General features: G+C 47.7%; 16 protein-coding genes. 9 read left to right on the forward strand and 7 right to left on the reverse strand.

The genetic code is table 11. From position 1 onward, the window contains the following. The 4 genes from nrdA to B2X00_RS08670 all read left to right on the forward strand — a co-directional run. Positions 1-1,377: class 1a ribonucleoside-diphosphate reductase subunit alpha (gene nrdA, locus B2X00_RS08655; RefSeq protein ID WP_290487177.1), on the forward strand; the 1,377-nt coding region annotated here is incomplete at its 5' end. 15 nt (positions 1,378-1,392) lie between these two features. Beyond that, positions 1,393-2,526 carry a class Ia ribonucleoside-diphosphate reductase subunit beta gene (gene nrdB / locus B2X00_RS08660; protein WP_006955348.1) on the forward strand — a complete coding sequence of 378 codons (1,134 nt, stop codon included), beginning with the start codon at positions 1,393-1,395 and terminating at the stop codon, positions 2,524-2,526. Between the two features lie 8 nt (positions 2,527-2,534). Then, entirely contained in the window at positions 2,535-2,798 is a 264-nt protein-coding gene (gene yfaE / locus B2X00_RS08665) for a class I ribonucleotide reductase maintenance protein YfaE (RefSeq protein ID WP_006955351.1), read from the forward strand. 104 nt (positions 2,799-2,902) lie between these two features. Continuing rightward, the gene (locus B2X00_RS08670; protein ID WP_006955353.1) at positions 2,903-3,169 is read left to right on the forward strand and encodes a GrxA family glutaredoxin; all 267 of its coding nucleotides are present in this window, start codon (positions 2,903-2,905) and stop codon (positions 3,167-3,169) included. A 35-nt stretch (positions 3,170-3,204) separates the two neighbouring features. On the opposite strand, the gene hrpA is transcribed toward B2X00_RS08670, so the two are convergent. Further along, positions 3,205-7,149, reverse strand: a complete 3,945-nt coding sequence (gene hrpA, locus B2X00_RS08675) for an ATP-dependent RNA helicase HrpA (RefSeq protein WP_290487178.1) — start codon at positions 7,147-7,149, stop codon at positions 3,205-3,207. Positions 7,150-7,160: 11 nt separating this feature from the next. Beyond that, positions 7,161-8,213, reverse strand: a complete 1,053-nt coding sequence (locus B2X00_RS08680) for an isoaspartyl peptidase/L-asparaginase family protein (protein ID WP_290487179.1) — start codon at positions 8,211-8,213, stop codon at positions 7,161-7,163. An 80-nt stretch (positions 8,214-8,293) separates the two neighbouring features. Between B2X00_RS08680 and B2X00_RS08685 the strand changes: the two genes are divergently transcribed. From B2X00_RS08685 to B2X00_RS08695, 3 genes are all read left to right on the forward strand, one after another. Next, entirely contained in the window at positions 8,294-8,533 is a 240-nt protein-coding gene (locus tag B2X00_RS08685; protein WP_290487180.1) for a hypothetical protein, read from the forward strand. 98 nt (positions 8,534-8,631) lie between these two features. Next, positions 8,632-10,095 carry an exodeoxyribonuclease I gene (sbcB, locus tag B2X00_RS08690; protein ID WP_290487181.1) on the forward strand — a complete coding sequence of 488 codons (1,464 nt, stop codon included), beginning with the start codon at positions 8,632-8,634 and terminating at the stop codon, positions 10,093-10,095. Beyond that, a complete protein-coding gene (locus tag B2X00_RS08695) occupies positions 10,073-11,695 on the forward strand; it encodes a GMC family oxidoreductase (RefSeq protein WP_290487182.1) in 1,623 nt (540 codons plus the stop codon). Before sbcB ends, B2X00_RS08695 begins: the two co-directional genes overlap by 23 nt. Before the next feature lie 24 nt (positions 11,696-11,719). On the opposite strand, the gene B2X00_RS08700 is transcribed toward B2X00_RS08695, so the two are convergent. Together B2X00_RS08700 and B2X00_RS08705 are read right to left on the reverse strand one after the other, a co-directional pair. Continuing rightward, a complete protein-coding gene (locus tag B2X00_RS08700) occupies positions 11,720-14,053 on the reverse strand; it encodes an efflux RND transporter permease subunit (protein ID WP_290487183.1) in 2,334 nt (777 codons plus the stop codon). Position 14,054: 1 nt separating this feature from the next. After that, positions 14,055-15,227, reverse strand: a complete 1,173-nt coding sequence (locus tag B2X00_RS08705; protein ID WP_290487184.1) for a WD40/YVTN/BNR-like repeat-containing protein — start codon at positions 15,225-15,227, stop codon at positions 14,055-14,057. A 162-nt stretch (positions 15,228-15,389) separates the two neighbouring features. On the opposite strand from B2X00_RS08705, the gene B2X00_RS08710 reads away from it, so the two are divergent. Then, on the forward strand, positions 15,390-16,742 hold the full coding sequence (locus B2X00_RS08710) for a DUF1329 domain-containing protein (protein WP_290487185.1): 1,353 nt from the start codon (positions 15,390-15,392) through the stop codon (positions 16,740-16,742). Positions 16,743-16,788: 46 nt separating this feature from the next. On the opposite strand, the gene B2X00_RS08715 is transcribed toward B2X00_RS08710, so the two are convergent. The 3 genes from B2X00_RS08715 to B2X00_RS08725 are packed head-to-tail and all read right to left on the reverse strand — an operon-like array spanning position 16,789 to position 19,231. Beyond that, complete coding sequence (locus tag B2X00_RS08715; protein WP_348660546.1) at positions 16,789-17,694, reverse strand: NAD(P)-dependent oxidoreductase; 906 nt, start codon at positions 17,692-17,694, stop codon at positions 16,789-16,791. A gap of 2 nt (positions 17,695-17,696) precedes the next feature. After that, a complete protein-coding gene (locus B2X00_RS08720) occupies positions 17,697-18,473 on the reverse strand; it encodes a methyltransferase domain-containing protein (RefSeq protein ID WP_290487187.1) in 777 nt (258 codons plus the stop codon). Further along, the gene (locus B2X00_RS08725) at positions 18,470-19,231 is read right to left on the reverse strand and encodes a Nif3-like dinuclear metal center hexameric protein (RefSeq protein WP_290487188.1); all 762 of its coding nucleotides are present in this window, start codon (positions 19,229-19,231) and stop codon (positions 18,470-18,472) included. The genes B2X00_RS08720 and B2X00_RS08725 overlap by 4 nt, the downstream gene beginning before the upstream one ends. Before the next feature lie 141 nt (positions 19,232-19,372). Between B2X00_RS08725 and B2X00_RS08730 the strand changes: the two genes are divergently transcribed. Further along, positions 19,373-19,726: a hypothetical protein gene (locus B2X00_RS08730; protein ID WP_290487189.1), complete on the forward strand. Its 354-nt coding sequence runs from the start codon at positions 19,373-19,375 to the stop codon at positions 19,724-19,726. Positions 19,727-19,741: the final 15 nt, after the last annotated feature.

A 19,741-nucleotide genomic window follows, 5' to 3' on the forward strand; every position in this document is an offset into this window, starting at 1 on the left:
AAAAACAACCGCGGCGTTGAAGAGAACCGTGTTCGTCACTTGGACTACGGCGTACAATTCAACCGATTAATGTATCAACGCCTCGTCAAAGATGATTTCATCACGCTGTTTAGCCCATCAGATGTACCTGGCTTATATGACGCATTCTTTGAAGACCAAGAAGAGTTCGAGCGTTTATACGTCCAATACGAAAACGATGAGAATATTCGTAAGAAGCGTATTAAAGCTATCGAGTTGTTTAGCTTGTTTATGCAAGAGCGTGCGAGCACCGGCCGAATTTATGTGCAAAACGTCGATCACTGTAATACTCACAGTCCGTTTGACTCAAAAGTTGCACCGGTTCGCCAGAGCAACCTGTGCTTAGAGATCGCGCTACCGACGAAGCCACTCAGTCACGTCAATGACGAAGAGGGTGAAATTGCACTATGTACTTTATCAGCGTTCAACTTAGGTAAAATTGAGTCGCTCAGCGATTTCGAAGAGCTCGCGGATCTTGCCGTGCGTGCGCTCGACAGTTTACTTGATTATCAAGAATACCCGGTACCTGCGGCTTATAACGCCACCATGAACCGTAGAACACTCGGTATCGGTGTCATTAACTTTGCGTACTACTTAGCTAAACATGGTGTGAAGTATTCCGATGGTTCAGCCAACGGTCTCGTACACCGTACCTTTGAAGCGATTCAGTTCTATTTGATGAAAGCGTCAATGGAACTCGCTAAAGAGAAAGGCAAATGTCCTAAATTCAATGAAACCACCTACTCTCAAGGTATTTTACCGACAGATACCTACAAAAAAGATTTAGATGCGTTCTGCTCAGAGCCACTTCATCTCGACTGGGAGCAGCTCCGTAAGGACATTCAAGAGCACGGCATGCGCAACTCTACGTTGTCCGCCTTGATGCCTTCAGAGACGTCGTCGCAAATCTCTAACGCGACCAATGGTATCGAACCGCCGCGTGGGTTTGTTAGCGTCAAAGCATCTAAAGACGGTGTGACAAAGCAAGTGGTGCCCGATTACGAAAACCTGAAAAACAATTACGAACTATTGTGGCAGATCCCTGACAACAAGGGTTATTTGCAACTGGTCGGCATTATGCAGAAGTTTGTCGATCAAACTATTTCGGCAAACACCAATTACGACCCGGGTAAGTTCAATGGTGCTAAGGTACCTATGAAACAGTTACTTCAGGATCTTTTAACAGCGTATAAGATGGGTGTGAAAACACTTTACTATCACAATACGCGCGACGGTGCAGCCGATAACCAATCCGATATTTCCGCTGAACAAAAGCGTCAACGTAAGCAAAGCGATCGCCCTGCCGAGGTGGTTATTGAAGAAGACGACGATTGCGCAGGCGGTGCGTGCAAGATTTAATAAGGAGCGATTTGCGTGTCTTATTCAACGTTTAACCAAGAACAAACTAACCCGTTGGCCGAACCCATGTTTTTTGGGAACTCGGTCAATGTTGCACGTTATGACCAACAAAAGCACAGTATTTTTGAAAAGCTTATAGAAAAGCAAATAAGCTTTTTCTGGCGTCCAGAAGAAGTCGACGTGAGCCGAGATCGTGTCGACTTCAACAAACTAACTGCCAGTGAAAAGCATGTGTTTATTTCAAATTTGAAATATCAAACATTGCTCGACTCGATCCAAGGTCGCAGCCCTAATATTGCGCTACTACCTATCGTTTCGCTGCCTGAGCTCGAGACTTGGATTGAAACTTGGTCTTTCTTTGAGACCATTCACTCGCGTTCGTATACACATATTCTGCGTAACCTGTTTAGCGATCCAAGTGAGATTTTCGAAGATATCGTCATTAATGACCAAATCAAACTGCGCGCTAACGACATCTCTCGTTACTACGACGATTTGATTTTCTACACGCAGCTGTGGCAAACCCATGGCGAAGGCAAGATCACCGTCGATGGTGAAGAGCATAACGTGACTCGCCGCGAGCTGAAGAAAAAACTGTTCTTGTGCATTAACTCAGTTAACGCGTTAGAAGCGATTCGTTTTTACGTAAGCTTTGCCTGTACCTTCGCATTTGCAGAGCGCGAGCTTATGGAAGGCAACGCAAAAATCATTCGTCTTATTGCGCGCGATGAGAACGTACATCTAACCTCGACACAGCACATGATCAACCTGTGGCAAGACGGTGAGGACGATCCTGAAATGGCTGAGATCGCCGAAGAACTCGCCGACGAAGCCTATGAGATCTTCATGACAGCCGTTAAGCAAGAAAAACAATGGGCCCATTACCTGTTTAGAGATGGCTCCATGATTGGTCTTAATGAAAGTATGTTGTGTCAGTACGTCGAATATATTGCCAACTTGCGTATGCAGGCGATCGGCTATGATGCGCCTTTCCCGGAGCAGCGCTCAAACCCATTGCCGTGGATGAATAAATACTTGGTATCCGATAACGTGCAGGTTGCACCACAAGAGGCTGAAATCAGTTCCTACTTGGTCGGTCAGATCGACAGCAGCGTGGATGCCTCGGACTTAGGCGATTTTGATCTTTAGCGCGCCTGATGACAGCGAAACTGTTTAAAGTCAAAGTCAACGGTCAGCATGAGCTGACCGTTGACGCTTCAGAAGGCACTTTACTCGATGCGCTCGAAAAGCATCAGTTAGAGGTACATTATCACTGTAAAAGTGGCTTTTGCGGTGCCTGCCGTTCTAAACTCAAAAGTGGCTCAGTTCGCTATCTCACCGATCCCCTCGCCTATGTTCGTAAAGGTGACTTTTTACCCTGTTGTTGTGTCCCAGAATCCGACCTTGATATCGAACATTAATCTCATCATTCGAAAAAAACGATAACCGCCATCGTTCGGATACATTGTAGAGCACCGGTTAAATATGGATAATAGAGTCAAATTCAAGGATTCGAGGATTATTCATGTTTACAGTTATTTTTGGTCGCCCAGGTTGTCCCTTTTGTGTTCGCGCTAAAGAAGTCGCTGAACAGCTAAAAGCAGACCGTGATGACTTCGATTATCGTTACGTTGATATTCATGAAGAAGGCATCACCAAAGCTGATTTAGAAAAAACAGTTGGGAAACCAGTGCACACAGTGCCACAGATTTTCGTTGATGAAACACATGTTGGTGGCTTCACCGAATTTGAAGCCTATGCTAAAGAGCACCTAGGTTTATACGCAGCTTAATTCTTTTGATTAGGTGAGCAAACAATAAAGGCACCTCAAGGTGCCTTTATTTCGTTTATAGCTTGCTTAATCCGCTTCTCGGACACAGGGTATTTAGTCCCTAGCGTCTGTGCAAAGAGCGATACGCGCAACTCTTGAATCATCCAATAGATCTCACGAACCTCAGTTGGTACGATACGGCGATAGCGTTTAACCAACGCATTGTAGCTCTCAGTCAATTCATCAAGCATTAACGTTGCCAGCCTGTCCTTGTTCGGATTTTCAGGTAACTTTTGCAGACGACGCTGCAACGCGCTCAAGTAGCGTTCAATATCTTGCAACCGTTCGGCACCAACTTCAGATACAAAACCGCGATAAACAAGTGATTCAACCTGCTTCTGCACATCGCCACGCGATTGAATCTGGTCCAATGGGATTTTTCCTTTCAGTTGTTTCTTCAGATCGTTGGAGCGGATTAAACATTGCTCAACTTGCTGCGCGATACGTTCAACGCGCTCATTCAGCTCAGCACGGGTTTTTTCCACTAAAGCGTTGAACGCAGACTCCGTGCGAACCTCGTCTTGCTCCGCAACAAAATCTTGATACAGATTATCCACTGCCGCATCGATACAGTCCTTGATAAGTGCATCAACTTTACCCCAGGGGTTAAAGTACATCGCCAGCTTGGCTTTATTAGACAAGCTTTTCTGTAAGTATTTGATAGGGGAAGGCACTTGTTTAAGCACTAAGGCACGAATTCCTTGCGCATGCGCCAGCTCCGCCTCTTTTTGATGATCGAACATCTGAACTTGTAATTGATCATCAGGCGTTACCGTTACCGCTGGGTATGCCCGCATTTCAAAACCGTGCTGCTTTTCGCTTACCACCTTGGGCAAATCGTTGATCGACCAGGTTTCCAATGGTTCACGTTCAACTTCCTGCCCCGCGGTCTTATCAAGACGCGCCTGTACGCGACCCGATAGCGCATTTTTAAGCACCGTGAGGTCACGGCCCTGACGTATTAGCTTCTTACCATCAAGAATTTTAAAATTCATTTGCAAGTGAGCATCAATTTGTTCGGGCTTAAAGTCACTTGGCTCCACCCGTACGCCCGTCATACGCAGTAGCTTCTTGCACATGGCTTCCAGCATACTCAGCTCACCCGGCTCGATATCCGCAAATACGGCCTGAGCAAAGTTAGGTGCCGGCACAAAGTTTCTGCGAATCGGCTTGGGCAATGACTTAATCAACGCGGTTATACGTTCTTCACGCAGCGCAGGAATATGCCAGTCAAATCCTTCATTCTCGACTTGATTGAGAATTGCCAACTGAATATTCACCGAAACCCCATCATCTTCAGCGGAGGGTTCAAAGTGATAACTCAGCGGCAATTTAAGGTTACCTTGTCGCCAAAACTCAGGGTAACTTTGCTCGGTGATATGGCTGGTATCAGCATCAATCAAATCTTCACGATCAAAGAACAACAACTTCGGTTCAGACTTTGCGGCCTTATGCCACCAGCCCGCAAGTAGCTTCTCGTTGTAGATGCCTTCTGGAATATGGCGCTCGTACGCCTCGAACAACTCCTGCTCATCAACAAGAATATCCCGGCGGCGAGACTTTTCTTCCAGCTTTTGTACGCTCGCAATTAAATCCAGGTTGTGTTTTATAAAAGGCAACTGACGCTTAATTTGACCCTGCGCCAGCCCCTCACGGATAAAAATATGTCGCGCTAGGGCTGGATCGATAGGACCAAACTGCACACGTCGACGCGCCACCAATATCAGCCCAAGCAACGTTACTTGTTCATCAGCAACAACGCTGCCTTGTTTAGCTTCAAAGTGCGGTTCTAAATACTGCTTCTTAACCAAATGCCCGGCAGCCTGCTCAATCCACTCAGGCTCGACCTTGCCGTTAACGCGTGCATAGAGCTTAGACGTTTCCACAAGTTCAGCACTAACAACCCATTTGGGCGGGCGTCCAAATAAATGAGAGCCAGGAAAAATATGAAACCGAGTTTGACGGGCCCCTTGATACTCGTGTTTCGCATCCTTCAAGCCGACTTGAGACAGCAAACCTGCGAGCAGCGCTCGATGCACTTGTTCGTAAGTCGCCGGTTCCTCATTGATACGTAGTCCTAACTCACGTGCCGTTTGTCGGCTCTGGGTATAAACATCCTGCCACTCGCGCACACGTAAAAAATGTAGGTATTCTTTCTTTAGCTGCTTACGGAACTGATTACCCGAGAGCGTCTTCTGTTGCTCTCTTAAGTAATTCCATAAGTTGAGGTAACTCATAAAGTCTGAATTATCATCGGCAAACCGTGCATGTGCTTGGTCCGACTTTTCCTGTGCATCACTCGGACGTTCGCGCGGATCTTGTATACTGAGCGCCGAGGTAATAATCAGCATTTCGCGAACGCAGCCCTGCTCATGCCCCGCGAGCACCATACGCGCGAGTTTGGGATCAAGCGGTAGACGTGCTAGTTGCCGGCCTGTATCTGTTAACCGTGGTTGCTGTTGTTTTCGATTCGGCGCAATCGCATTGAGTTCTTCCAACAGATTTAAACCATCTTTGATAAACCGTTCATCAGGTTTTTGGACAAACGGAAAGCGCCGGATATCACCGAGCCGCATCGCTGACATCTGCAGTATAACCGCCGCCAGATTGGTTCGCAGAATCTCGGGATCGGTATATTCAGGACGGCTGAGAAAGTCTTCTTCGCTATATAGACGAATACAAATGCCGGGCCCCACACGACCACAACGACCTTTACGCTGATTGGCGCTGGCTTGCGAAATCGGTTCAATAGGAAGACGCTGTACTTTAGTTCGGTACGAATAACGACTCATGCGCACGGTACCCGGATCGATCACGTAGCGTATGCCTGGCACCGTCAGCGATGTCTCCGCTACGTTGGTAGCAATCACTACGCGGCGTTGGCTGTGCGACTGAAAGACACGGTTCTGCTCGCTCGACGATAAGCGCGCATAGAGCGGCAACACTTCGGTATCGCGCAATTGCAGTTCTTGAATCGCCTCCGCGTAATCACGTATTTCACGTTCGCCGCTGGCGAAAATCAAAATATCACCGGGACCTTCGGCTTGCAGCTCTTGCACCGCATCTAATAAACTTGCCAGAACATCATTCTGAGCCTCAGGTTGCTCCGATGGGTCACGATAACGCACTTCGACAGGGTACGTGCGCCCGCTTACAGTGAGTACAGGCGCATTATCAAAATGCTTAGAGAAACGTTCGGTTTCTATCGTTGCCGACGTGATGATAATTTTGAGATCGGGGCGTTTGCGGCGCAGTTGATGTAACACGCCAAGCAAGAAATCGATATTTAAGCTGCGTTCATGCGCCTCATCGATGACAATTGCGTCATACTGTAGCAATAAAGGATCATTTTGCAGCTCCGATAACAACATACCATCGGTCATTAACTTAACTGCAGTGGTCGGTGCCGTTTCGTCTTGAAAACGGATCTTATAACCGACCTGCTGCTTTTGCGTATCACCGAGCTCTTCACCAATACGCGCGGCGACACTACGTGCCGCCAGTCGACGAGGTTGCGTGTGTGCGATAGTGCCTTTACGCCCATACCCCAATTCGAGCAACATCTTGGGTAACTGAGTCGTTTTACCCGAACCCGTTTCACCCGCAATAATGACCACCGGATGTTCGCGCATCGCGGTTAAAATACGCTCGCGTTCCTGCGCGACCGGCAGTTGTTCGGGGTAATCCAGTTTAAATTGTTGCTCTTGCCGCGCGAGCAAATGCAATTGCGCTGCCTCGATATCCTGCTCAATTTGGCTTTGCACGCGCGCGCGCCGCTCAGCATCTTTAATTTTGACACTGCCACGCAGCCGCCCTCTAAGAAGAGCGGCATCCGCTAACGTACATTCTGCCAGTGCATTGGCAAATTTATCGAGCACCTGTTTTTGCGCTTGTTTTTGCTCCGCAGATAGCGGTTTAGTTTTTTGGGGGGTACGACTCATAAACGCCCGCTTTAATCCTCATCTTTGTAAATCGCTGTATGAACGTTGCCATTGCGAATATAACCACGGTACATACCTTCAGTGTTAAACGGTGTAGCAATATGCCCTTGCGCATCCATGATAATGACACCACCGGTGCCACCGGCTTGCTCTAACACACCATGAATCACTGCATCACCGGCTTCTTCTACCGTTTGATTCTGGTACTTAACTCGTGCACAGATATCCGCTGCTACATGGTAACGAATAAAGTACTCGCCATGACCGGTTGCGGAGACACCACAACTACTATTGTCTGCCCAAGTTCCTGCGCCAATAATCGGTGAATCCCCTATTCTACCATAACGCTTAGCCGTCATCCCGCCGGTTGATGTACCAGCACTGAGGTTACCCGACTGATCCAGTGCAACAGCGCCCACGGTGCCGTATTTATAATCGAGATCGAGATAGCGCCAAGCTTGTTGTTCGGGCTGCTCACTTTTACGAATCGTTTCTTTCGCGTTAATGAGTTGCTGATAACGATGGTCAGTATCAAAGTAACTATTATCAACCTGCGCTAAACCTTGCTGCTGAGCAAATTGTGCTGCCCCATCGCCACTGAGCATCACATGCACCGACTTATCCATGATGGAGCGCGCCAGTGCTATCGGGCTTTTTACCGTCTTAACCCCAGCAACAGCACCTGCATTGCCCGTTGCACCGTCCATAATAGACGCATCAAGTTCATGCTCACCATCCCAGGTATACACCGCGCCTTTGCCCGCATTAAATAAGGGGGAATCCTCCATCACTTGAATCGCACTAATCACCGCATCAGTGCTACTGCCGCCTTGCTCAAGTATCGCGTATCCCGCCTGTAATGCCTGTTCGAGTTTCGCGTGGTACGTTGCCTCTTGTTCCTCGCTTAAATTAGCTCGGGTAATGGTGCCTGCGCCACCGTGAATAACCAGTGCAATGGGTTTTTCACTGTCTGTTTGTTCGTGCGTTTCGGCATTCGCGGCCACTGTAGTGAACGTTCCCGCTAATGCGAGCGTAAGCATTGTGAGTGTTGTTTTTATTCTCATCGTTCTATCCTGAGTAAGGGATTGAACTACACATTACAGGGTAATCGAAACCACAATGCAACGTTTTTGGAGGTAACAGTATGCCCACTTATCGCGTTAACTATGATCACCTCGGCGCACCCGAGCAGGTGCAACTAAATGTCCCCACGGCTGAACACTCGGATAGCGACCGCGCACTCCGCGACGAAATCGCCCGACGCCTAGCGGAACGGGTACTGCCACATGCCGAGCTAGCGATTAATCACGATGACCACCGTAATGTTGAAGAAAAGCTATACAAGGCATACGACTTGAAAATCACTCATATTGAGCGGCTATGATGGCCGCTCTTAGCGACTCCAGCATCAAAGTGCTAATATTGCAGGGCTAACAACAATGGTGTAGCCTCCAAGCCAACTAAATTGAGTCGGTATGAAACATGCAATCCGTTCCAGAAAACAATAAAAACCAACCCACCTTCTACTGGCACGACTACGAAACGTGGGGTGCACGGCCACTGATTGATAGGCCTGCGCAATTTGCTGGGATGCGCACCACGTTGGACTTTCAACCAGTGGGACGCCCTCTAACGATCTATGCGCAACCCACGCCGGACTTTTTACCCGACCCCGAAGCGGTCCTCATTACTGGGATTACTCCGCAATACGCGCTTAATCAAGGCGTTAATGAAGCCAACTTTGCGCAAGCCATTGTGCAAGAAATGAGTCAACCTAATACGATTATTATTGGTTATAACAACATCCGGTTTGATGACGAGGTAACGAGGTCACTGTGTTATCGCAATTTTTATGACCCTTATGCCCACACTTGGCAGAATGGCAATTCGCGTTGGGATCTAATTGACGTAGTACGTGCCTGTTATGCGCTGCGTCCCGAAGGTATAAATTGGCCAGAAGATGCGGATGGTCGAGTGACCTTACGACTTGAAAAGCTAACCCAAGCTAATCGTATTGATCACGGACAAGCGCATGATGCCATGTCCGATGTCCGAGCGACCATCGCGATGGCACAACTGATTGCCGAGAAGCAACCGAAACTGTGGCAGTTTGCCTTACAGCATCGCCATAAGAATGACCTGATGAACCTCATTAATTGGCAGCAGATTAAGCCTTTGGTGCACGTCTCGGGTTTGTATGGCGCCGATAATTTCTTCGTATCGGCTGTGCTGCCGATTGGTTTTCACGCTCAACGTGCTAACGCACTGATCGCTTGGGATCTACGTATTAATCCAGCAGATTTTGCGGATTATTCGACTGAGCAATTACGAGATTTACTCTTTGCCTCACGTCAGCAGCATGAGACCAACGGAACCCAACGACCCGGCGCCACCCAGATTACGCTAAATCGTTGCCCGTTCTTAGCGCCGCTGGCAACGCTGACTGCGGAAGCGCAACAGCGTACCCAAATCGACTTGACTACGCTGAATGAACGAACCCAATGGCTAGTTCAAAATAGCGATTTCCGTGATCGTATTATGACGATATTTGATAATTCAGCGGAGGACCGCAGCGAAAAACCGATGTTAGACGTTGACCAGCGCTTATACGATGGCTTTTTTGACGCGCAAGATAAGCAGAACTTGCAGATGATTCGTTCGATGAAGCCAGAGCAGTTAGCCGGTGTCGAACTCAACACGCAAGATAATCGCCTACCCGAGCTATTATTTCGTTACCGTGCACGTAATTATCCGGCGACATTGGACCAAAATGAGCTCCAACGCTGGCAACAATTTTGTCGACAACGCCTCACCGAACCAAGTAATGGACAACTTTCCATTACTGAGTTTGCAGAAAAGCTTGAAGGTTTAGCGCAGCAGTATCAGGATAATAAACATCGCATGCAACTGCTGAAATCACTTTATGACTACGCGCAAGGGCTTTGAACATAGTTTTGACTATATCGTCGTCGGTGGCGGTTCAGCGGGCTGTGTGCTCGCCAATCGACTGAGTGAAGACGGACGATTCCGCATTTTACTATTAGAAGCTGGGCGCAAGCGGCCCGGCTTTTTTTCTACCATGCCCTCTGGCTTTGCCCGCTTTATTCATAGCCCGACCTTTAATTGGCTTTACCGCGGCAAAAGCTTTGCTGAGCAAACAACCTACACACCGCGAGGCAAAGGGTTGGGTGGCTCAAGCGCCATCAATGCGATGATTTACTGTCGTGGTAGTCAGAGCGACTATCAACGTTGGGCTGATGCGGCGGGTAACGAGTGGAGTTACTCTGCATTACTCCCCTACTTTAAGAAGTCAGAAGCCAATCAACGTGGTGCTAACTATTACCATGGCGACAGCGGTCCGTTAAAAGTCAGTGATAAAGTACCCTATTACCCCGTCTGCCGTGCATTTGTGGAAGCCTGCCAAGAGCTCGGACTGCCATATAATCATGATTTTAATGGCGATACCTTAACAGGTGCAGGCCCATTTCAATTTACCATGGCGAATGGTGAGCGCTGTAGCACCTATAAAGCTTACTTAAAACCAGTGACAGAACGACGCAACCTGACCATACTATCGGGCTACGAAGTGTATCGCGTTCTAATTGATGGTCACAACGCTCAAGGTGTGGAGGCGTTTTCTAAGGGACAAAAACACCATTTTTATGCGCGCCGCGAAGTCATTCTCGCCGCTGGAGCACTCGCATCACCTGTTATCTTGCAACGTTCGGGCGTTGGTGACAGCGAATCACTTAACTTGGCGCATGTGCCGGTGGTCTACCATGCGCCCGAAGTGGGTAACAATCTTGCCGAACACGCGGATATTTGTATCCATGTGAAAAATAAAAAGCGGAATGGACTGACACTCACGCCTTGGGGTCTAGTGAAACTCTTACCCGCGCTTTTGTACTACCTTATCAATAAAAACGGACAATTAAGCCATTCATTGGCCGAGGTAGGTGCATTTTTCGATGTAAGCGATAACGATTGGGCGAATGATAATGAGCCTAGATTTCAGTGCCATGTGCTACCCGTGATGTTTAAAGATTCGGGTTATAACTGGTGGCCCACGCTTCAGCATGGTTTCAGTATTCATGTCTGTTTGCTGCGACCTGAGTCACGCGGAAGCATTCAGGTTAACCCCGAGGACCCGTTTGGAAAGCCACTCATCAATTATCGTTTTTTCGATAACCCCAATGATTTAGTCGCGTTGACAGCCGCGGTTAAAAAAGTGTGTAGCTTACTTGAGTCTAATGCGCTGAAGCCGTACGTAGGCAAACGGTTGTTCCCTCGCCCCTATAATCGAGATAGCGAACTAGCCCAGCAAATTACCGAGGAAATCGGCCTGATCTATCACCCCGTCGGGACATGTCGGATGGGTCAAGACCAACAATCCGTCGTCGATCCGCGATGTTGTGTGCGCGGAGTTAACAATTTGCGCATTATTGATGCATCGGTTATGCCAGCACCTATCAGTGGTAATACCAACGCCCCGACCATCGCTATAGCTGAAAAAGGCGCCGACTTGATTAAAGCCGACGCCTTTTAATTTTGCTTCGTGAATTACACGCGTTTATTTTTGATGCAGCTTTCCGACCTTAAATAGACGCGCTAACGCAGGTATCAAGATCAGAGCGCCTAACATATTCCAGAGGAACATGAAGGTCAGCAAAATACCCATATCCGCTTGGAATTTAATCGGCGAAAAGATCCAAGTCGCCACACCAATCGCCAGAGTTAGCCCTGTAAAGCCCACGGCTTTGCCGGTGTTTTCCAACGCGTAGCGGTACGTATTAGGTAGATCCATACCCTGCTGTAAGCCCTCTTTCACCTTACTATAGATATAGATGCCGTAATCAACACCGATACCCACACCAAGAGCAATCACTGGTAAAGTAGCCACTTTAACCCCAATACCAAGCACCGCCATCAAGCCCTGACTCATGACCGTTGTAAAGGCTAGCGGAAGGACAATACAAGCCACTGTGCGTAAGCTTCTAAAGGTGATTAAGCAAAGAAAAATCACTACACCATAGACCCACAACAGCATTTTGTTTTGCGCACTTTCAATGACGGAGTTTGTTGCCGCTTCAATACCGGAGTTACCCGCTGCCATTAACAGATCAATACCTTCTTTTTGGTAGCTCTGTTTAAATGACTCGACCGAGGCGACCACGTTCTTCAATGTTTCCGCTTTATGATCATCGAGATAAATGATAATCGGCGCCATCGAGCAATCGTTATTAATTAAGCCATCTGGAATACGGCTCAACGATGCATTGGTAACAAACTGGTTACGGTTTAAGGTGAACCATTTTAAATTACCTTCGTTAATGGCAAACATACCCATCTTTGACACGTATACAATCGACTTGACGTCTTGTACGCCGTTGGTGTTTTGCATATGCCAACTAAAGCGGTCCATAAACTCGAGGTTATTGTACGCGATACATTGCTGCGGTTCGGTCGCAGCCATGACTACGAAAATATCGGTACTTGAGCTGTAGTTATCAACGATGTAGGCATTATCGAGGTTATAGCGACTATCAGGACGCAGTTCCGGCGAACCTTTATCTAAGTCACCAATTTGCATCTGCTGACCATAATAAAGACCCCATGCCAATAACACTACCGCGATACCCAAGGCACTGTAGGCCCACTTAGGCTGAGCAAACTTCTCAAAAGTGCGTACCACGATGTGCTTTTCACTTTCTGCTTTACGGTGATATTCGACACCTTTATCAGACACCCCGAAGTACGACATCAGAATAGGCAACAAACCCAAGTTCGTGAGCACCACAACCGCGACACCAATACTCGCTGCAATCGCAAGCTCTTTTATCACAGCGATATCAATCACCATCAGCGTGGTAAAGCCAATCGCATCACTCGCCAATGCGGTTAGACCCGCAATGTATAAGCTCCGAAAAGCAAGCTTGGACGCTTCAAATTTGTCGAAACCATGCGTGCGATTATAACCAATGGCATTAATAATTTGCACACCGTGAGAGACGCCAATAGCAAACACCAAAAACGGTACTAGCATCGAGTATGGGTTTATCCCGCTACCAATCAGGTCGATAATTCCCAGTTGCCAAATCACGGCAATGATTGAGCAGCCCAGTACGGTGAAGGTACTACGCCAGCAGCGACTGTACACATACAACATAGCCAAAGTGATAAGGATCGCTAGCAAGAAGAACAAACCCACTTGCTCGGCGCCATCGATCAAATCACCAATCAACTTGGCAAAACCGGTAATGTGAATACCAATTTCATCACTTTGATATTTGTCACGGACTAAGGTTTCTAAGCGCTCCGAAAATTCCCCATAATCCAGCTTTTCGCCCGTTTCGGGATTCACTTCGTCGAGAGGGACATAAATGATAGTTGACTCGAAGTTGTTCGCAACCAGGTTACCCACCTCACCGGAGCGAAGCACATTTTCCCTCAGTTGAGCGATGGACTCTTTGCCACCGTCGTAACCGTCTGGGATGACCGGGCCGCCCACAAAGCCTTCCTCAGTGACTTCCATCCAACGTACATTGGGTGTCCATAAACTTCGTAAACCTGAGCGATTAACACCAGGGATGTAGAACACTTCGTCGGTAATTTGCTTGACCGTTTCTTGGAACTCAGGCTCAAAAATATCGCCTTGCTTATTTTCAACGGCAATACGCACCACGTTGCCAAGACTCGATAGATCCTTTTGGTATTCAAAATAATTTTGAATAAACGGATGCTGAGTCGGAATCATTTTGGTGAAAGAAGCGTCTGGGCGCACTTGAACGGCGTTGTAGCCCAGCACAAGGGTGACCGCCGCAAATAACAGTAACCAACCTAAACGAAACTTGAATAATGCCCGCTCGAGTAAAGAGGGTTTTTTATTTTCGATATTATTATCCACGCTACTCTAGCCCCTTTTCCGCTGTGTCACTTTGGGTTGTTTTTGCTGGCCAATAGTAAATACCAGAACGACTGGTCAGTACTTTTTTGCCGTTAAATTCAACCATATCGCCGAATACAGCACTACTTGGATGTGTGTGTTCAGTCACGTCGAGAGAGGGCGTAATTTCTAAAATGACACCTGAGTTACCCACGATCCATTGAGTACCTTTAGTATCCGCGTAGCCACTCATCAAGTTGGCATCCGCAGGGCTATCAATTGCGGTATAACGCTCACCTAAGTCGTCCGAGACAAACATATTGCCACGTAGTCCATAGGTCCATAACCGACCTTGGTTATCAAAGTGAGCACCAAACAATGAACCATCGTACGGCGGTGCAACCGACGACCATGATGCGCCGCCATCTTGGCTCGCATACGCGGTACCCGCTTCACCGGCGATAAATACATTGTCGCCCTGCGTAGCGATGGCGTTTAAGTGAAAACCATTTGGGTTATCTAGACGACCACTAATAAGTTGCCAATTCGCCCCCTTATCTTGGCTGACCAACAAAGTGTTGTAAGCGCCTACCGCCAGCACATCGCCATTGGCTAGCGTTTTAATATCCAATATCGGTTTTGAAGGGCCTGTCTCTTGTTTTGCACGTTGTGCATTTTCTAAATAGAACTTGGCATCATCAAGCGCCCACTGCAAATCACCCGACTCATCACCGTCTGCGGCTATTTTTTGTTCGAGTTCTGCAATGCGTTGCTGATAAAACGCAACTTCAAGATCGAGCAGATCAAAGCCATCAAAGATACGCTGCCAAGTATTGCCGCCATCGGTCGTTTTTAATATCACGCCATGGTGACCTGCGGCATAGCCTATCGAGTCAGATTCGAAGTCGACACTGGTCAGTAACACACTGGTCGGAACATTAGCCTGTTTCCATGTGTTACTATTGAGATCTCGAGTAATGATATTGCCATGTGAGCCGACCGCAACAAGGCGGTTAGATAGCTTAGCGGTTGCAATAAGCGGGTTTTTTATAATTAGTTTGCTGCTTGCTTGCATTGCCGGCGCGTAAATCACATCAAATTCTTGCTGCGACGACACATCGGTTTCTTGTGCGAATGCAAAAGTGCTCAAAACCCCACTGAGCAACAACCCAATATGGGTTGGGGACAGACGCATGGAACCTCCTAAACAAAAAAAATGTCTTAGAATTGTATAAGGTTATATTCATTTGAAAACCTTTTTCGCATATTTTCCTGCTTTTTTTAGTGAAACTATTGTCTTACAGGTCTAACCTCTGGCAAAGTGATGTACGAAAGTAGAACAACAAGGAAATTACCCATGAATAAACTGATGCTAAAAGCGGGTGTATTCGCCCTATCAGTTATCTCCGCCAGCGTAATGGCTAAGGTCACGCCTGACCAAGCCGATCGTTTAGGCAAGGATTTAACACCGATTGGTGCTGAAAAAGCCGGTAATGCAGACGGTTCAATTCCAGCTTGGAATGGTGGTTATTCTGATGCAAGCGTTGAGATTGTGCGCGGCACGGACCCGTTCGCAAGTGACGAACCACTGTTCACGATTACTCACGATAACCTCGATCAATATAAAGACAACCTGACGCCAGGTCAGATTGCGATGTTTAATAAGTATGACGATTACAAAATGATCGTTTATCCAACGCGTCGCTCTGCAACCTACCCTGACTCACTTTGGCCAAAAATTAAAAAGAATGCAGAAAATGCTGAGTTAGTAGCGGGTGGTAACGGTATTCAAAACTTCGAAGTGACGACTATTCCATTCCCTATTCCGGAAACAGGTGTTGAAGCGGTTTGGAACCATATCACGCGTTTCCGCGGTGGTAAGGTGACTCGTAATGTGGCTCAATTCCCGGTATTGGCAAGCGGCGATTTCGTTCCTGTTGAACTGAAAGAAACCTTGGTATTCCCAGAATATCTGGAATCGGGTCGGGGTCCAGAAGATGACAATATCTTGTTCTATTTCTTGCAAGAAGTAGAAGCGCCTGCGCGTTTGACAGGTACAGTATTGCTCGTACATGAAACCATTAACCAGGTTAAAGAAGGTCGTCGTGCGTGGATCTATAACGCCGGTCAGCGTCGTGTCCGTCGCGCACCTAATGTAGCCTATGATGGTCCAGGTACAGCAGCTGATGGTTTACGTACCTCAGATAATCTCGATATGTATAACGGTGCGCCGGATAAATATAACTGGGATTTGAAGGGTAAAAAGGAAATTTACATTCCTTATAATAACTTCAAAATCATGAACCCTGAGTTGGATTATGATGAGATTATCCAAGCAGGCCACATGAACCAAGACCTTATCCGTTATGAGAAACACCGTGTATGGGTTGTTGAAGGCACCCTTAAAGACGGTGAGCGCCATATCTACTCTAAACGTACCATGTACTTAGATGAAGATACGTGGACAGCGTCTATCATTGACCATTACGATGGTCGTGGTGAATTATGGCGTGTTGGCGAAGCGCTTAATACGCAGTTCTATAATCAGGACGTGCCTTGGATGGCGGCCGAAGCACTGTACGACCTTAACTCAGGTCGCTACATTTCGTTAGGCTTAGGTAACGAAGAAAGTGATTACATGGACTGGGACATTGAACCAGACCGTAGTGACTTTACTACTAACGCATTGCGTCGTACCGGTTTCCGTTAAGCCATTCGCTTTGCAAACATAAAAAAGGAGGCATCAGCCTCCTTTTTTATTTTTTCCAATCGCCTGCTAATTTGTCTAATCGAACCATCAAGCTTGAAGTATCCCAGCGCGAGCCACCTAGGCTCTGCACTTCAGCGTAATATTGGTCGATCATCGCAGTCGACGGCAGCGCCGCTCCATGCCGATTTGCCTCGGCAATCGCTATCCCCAGATCTTTGCGCATCCAGTCAACGGCAAAGCCGTGGTCATACTCTTGATCCCACATCGTTCTATAGCGATTAACCAGTTGCCATGAGCCGGCAGCGCCTGCACCGATGGCATCGACCAACGCATCAGGATCCAACCCCACTTTCCGTGCCAAATGCAACCCTTCAGCAACGCCTTGAATGACATTAGCAATGCAAACCTGATTAACCATCTTAGCAAGCTGCCCTTTACCCGCTTCGCCCATACGCACGATTTTCTTCGCATAGCAGTTCAATACAGGCTGCGCTTTATCAAAGGTTGTTTGTCCACCACCGATCATCGTTGTAAGTATCCCTTTCTCTGCGCCTGCTTGACCGCCAGAAACCGGAGCATCTAAGAATTCCCCCCGATGTTGTCTAACTGCCGTGTCGAGCTCACGCGCGAGATCAGCTGATGCCGTCGTATGATCAATAACGATTGCGCCTGACTTTAACTGCGCGAGTACGCCGTCATCGCCGTAGAAAACGCTACGTACATCATCATCGTTACCCACGCACACCATTACAAAGTCTGCATCAGCCGCCGCTTGAGCAGGGGTATCGGCGCGACGACCTTGGTACTCATTAACCCACTGTTCAGCTTTACTCGATGTTCGATTATAAACACACACATCAAAGCCCTGTTGCTGAAGGTGGCCCGCCATCGGGTATCCCATCACACCTAAGCCGATAAAACTGCAACGTTGTGCCATGACTCTCTCCTTAATAATTATTCGCTGGCTTTGCGTATCAACCAATGCTGATAGCGGCCTAACTCCCGGAAGGGAGATTGTTGGTTATACTCCATTTCTAGATCAAGCAGCTCATCATAACGTTGTTGATGCTCTACCTCGCGTAGGTAATCATGAAAACAGCGGACACCGGTTTTTGACTCAATACAAAGCTTGGCTTCTGTAATCCACTGTTCGACATCCTGAGGGCGGCGTGGCTGCTGCGGACTCAATCGCACTGTTTTTTTGACCTGTAAACCACGTGCTATGTAGTCAAAGTTACCGTACACCGCATTCGCCATCAATTGCGCATCCCGATTGTAAAACATGAGCGAGAGTGTGCCTCCTGGCTTCAGAAGCTTGGCAAGATGATGCAGCGCCGCTTTACCATCATCCACCCACTCCAGCACTGCATGACATAAAATCAAGCTGAATTGCTGGTCAGGCAGCTGTGTCGCTAATTCTTCGAGGGGGGTCACCATATATTGTGCCCGACGTGTTAACCCCAGTTGCTCGTGATTTTGTTGAGCTTCCATCACCATATCCTGGGCAATATCGGTATGAATAACCGCGTGCCCCTTAGCTAGAAACCATTCATTCACTTGCCCGAGGCCAGCGCCTACATCCAAAACCGTTCGCTTAGGTCCATCAATGAATGGCGCCAAGTCACGTTTCAGCACGGCCATACGAAGTCGACCCTTGGTCGAGCCATAGATATTGCGTGCGAACTTCTTGCTGATACCGGTAAAATTACCTCGCGACTGCTGTTTCTTCATGCGGGGTTATCGATATCGACAAAACTAACGTCGAGGTCAAATTGTTGTGCGAGATGCTCACCGAGCGCTTTTGCACCGTACCGCTCAGTGGCATGGTGTCCCGCTGCAAAAAAGGCAATCCCCTGCTCGCGCGCACTGTGCACGGTTTGCTCGGATACCTCGCCGGTAATAAATGCATCAACACCGAGTGCGGCAGCTTCGTCAATAAACCCTTGTCCACCACCGGTGCACCACGCCAATCGGCGAATCGGTTGCTGACGAGGCACATAGCACGTCAATGGACGGTTTAGTTTCTCAACCAATACGTTGGCGAGCTGTTGACTGGTACAGGGCTGTTGAACGCGACCGAGCATCAGAACGTTGCCCGGATCATTGGGATTAGCCGTACCGTCGATTGACCAACTCATTAGCTTGGCCAATTGCGCGTTATTGCCCAATGAAGGGTGGGCATCGAGTGGTAAATGATAGGCAATCAAATTGATATCGGCTTCCAACAACGCCTTAATACGACGTTTTTTCATACCCACAATAGGTTGATGTTCGTTTTTCCAGAAGTAACCATGATGCACTAATAAGGCATCAACGTCGGCAGCAACGGCTGCATCGACCAATGCCTGACTCGCAGTAACACCTGTCATGATACGCTTTACGTGCGACTTGCCTGCCACTTGCAAGCCATTGGGGCAAAAATCCTTTATTTGACGTGCTTTTAACAACTCATCTAAATAGTCAGTGAGCTGACTTACTTCAATTGTCATTTATTCACCTACTTTTACGGCATGTTTGCCGATTATTTTACCTTAAATTAGACATAAATCCGAAAAAACGGTATAAACATATAGGTAGATTACTTTTTAATCGTTTCTGTTAAATTTTTATAATCGAATAGGGTTTGATTAATGAGCAAACTGGATAAAGATAAAGTTCTCGCAGATTACACCGCAGCTTACAAAAAAGCACATGGTAAAGCCCCTTCAATTGAGGCGAAAAGCGGTTGGTACAGTGTTAACGGCGGTAAGAACGTTCGTTTAGCGCAGCTCGCAGAAGAAGCTGAAACACTGACTGCGGATCAAGGTGCAACACCGGCTAAAAAAGACAGCAAACCCAAAGCTCCAGCGAAACCCAAGTCTAAGCCGGCCGCTAAAAAAGCAACGGTTAAATCAGGCGGTAAAGGCGGACTTACTGCAAAAGAACTGTGGCAGCAAAAGTTAGCCGAGAAATCGGGCAACTGTCGTTTGCCGCGCGGCTCTTAATGCTATTTATTGAGC

The organism is Idiomarina sp. UBA3162 (assembly GCF_002364475.1).
Taxonomy (GTDB): Bacteria; Pseudomonadota; Gammaproteobacteria; order Enterobacterales; family Alteromonadaceae; genus Idiomarina.

Bases quoted from the DNA above. Each gene is read 5' to 3' on its own strand.
- yfaE (WP_006955351.1), top strand. From the start codon at position 2,535: ATGACAGCGAAACTGTTTAAAGTCAAAGTCAACGGTCAGCATGAGCTG.
- B2X00_RS08670 (WP_006955353.1), top strand. From the start codon at position 2,903: ATGTTTACAGTTATTTTTGGTCGCCCAGGTTGTCCCTTTTGTGTTCGC.
- hrpA (WP_290487178.1), bottom strand. From the start codon at position 7,149: ATGAGTCGTACCCCCCAAAAAACTAAACCGCTATCTGCGGAGCAAAAA.
- B2X00_RS08680 (WP_290487179.1), bottom strand. From the start codon at position 8,213: ATGAGAATAAAAACAACACTCACAATGCTTACGCTCGCATTAGCGGGA.
- B2X00_RS08685 (WP_290487180.1), top strand. From the start codon at position 8,294: ATGCCCACTTATCGCGTTAACTATGATCACCTCGGCGCACCCGAGCAG.
- sbcB (WP_290487181.1), top strand. From the start codon at position 8,632: ATGCAATCCGTTCCAGAAAACAATAAAAACCAACCCACCTTCTACTGG.
- B2X00_RS08695 (WP_290487182.1), top strand. From the start codon at position 10,073: ATGACTACGCGCAAGGGCTTTGAACATAGTTTTGACTATATCGTCGTC.
- B2X00_RS08705 (WP_290487184.1), bottom strand. From the start codon at position 15,227: ATGCGTCTGTCCCCAACCCATATTGGGTTGTTGCTCAGTGGGGTTTTG.
- B2X00_RS08710 (WP_290487185.1), top strand. From the start codon at position 15,390: ATGAATAAACTGATGCTAAAAGCGGGTGTATTCGCCCTATCAGTTATC.
- B2X00_RS08720 (WP_290487187.1), bottom strand. From the start codon at position 18,473: ATGAAGAAACAGCAGTCGCGAGGTAATTTTACCGGTATCAGCAAGAAG.
- B2X00_RS08725 (WP_290487188.1), bottom strand. From the start codon at position 19,231: ATGACAATTGAAGTAAGTCAGCTCACTGACTATTTAGATGAGTTGTTA.
- B2X00_RS08730 (WP_290487189.1), top strand. From the start codon at position 19,373: ATGAGCAAACTGGATAAAGATAAAGTTCTCGCAGATTACACCGCAGCT.